Origin of the sequence: Halobacillus litoralis, from assembly GCF_009856445.1 — a bacterium.
Classification (GTDB): Bacteria; Bacillota; Bacilli; order Bacillales; family Halobacillaceae; genus Halobacillus; species Halobacillus litoralis.
Genome location: NZ_WMFA01000037.1, coordinates 1 through 648, shown reverse-complemented (window position 1 = coordinate 648; position 648 = coordinate 1). Strand labels below are relative to the sequence as shown.

The following is a 648-nucleotide window of genomic DNA, read 5'->3' as shown; positions in this document are numbered from 1 at the left end:
GAACTGGATCGGCTCCTTGGCGAGCTGCGGGAACTGGTCCGTGAAGGCGACCCTGATCCCGGCGCCCTCCGGCGCCTTCAGGATGCGCTGGAAACGCACGTTTCCGGCTTCGATGAGGAACGTCAGGCGGTTGTCAGCCGTCTCCAGCAAGCGCTGCAGGGTCTGATCGATCCGCTGCGTTCCCGTGCGGGACGCAATGAACGCCGTCAACTCAGGGCGCTGGAGCGCACGCCGGCAGACACTGTTGGGCGCTTCAACGCACTACCCGGGATTCTGGAGCAGCTGGCGGAACTCCAGCAGCAGGTTCTTTCCGAGTCCGGGGACGCACAGAAGCGGGGCTCGTTCTGGCAGCGGGTTCTTGGTGGCGGAGCTGACGTCAGGGAAGAAGAGGCGACCGAAGCAGACTCTCCGGACAGTAACGCTGACGAGCCGGAGGACAGTGAGCTGGCTGCCGGGCTCGATCTGGACAGCGGTGAGCCACGGGCCGACGATGAGCAGCTCCGCAACCTCTGTGCCCGGCTTCTGCAGCTTCTGCGCCATATCCAGCAACATATCACACTGCCGGAACCGGCCCAGGAACGGATTGAAATCCTTCTGGAAAGGGTCCGTGCAAGCGAAAACTGGGGCCAGATCCAGGCGGTTCTGGAT

General features: G+C 63.6%; 1 protein-coding gene. It reads left to right on the top strand.

Translation table 11 applies throughout. From position 1 onward, the window contains the following. On the top strand, positions 1-648 hold a 648-nt coding region (locus GLW00_RS21010; protein ID WP_160917080.1), incomplete at both ends, for a hypothetical protein.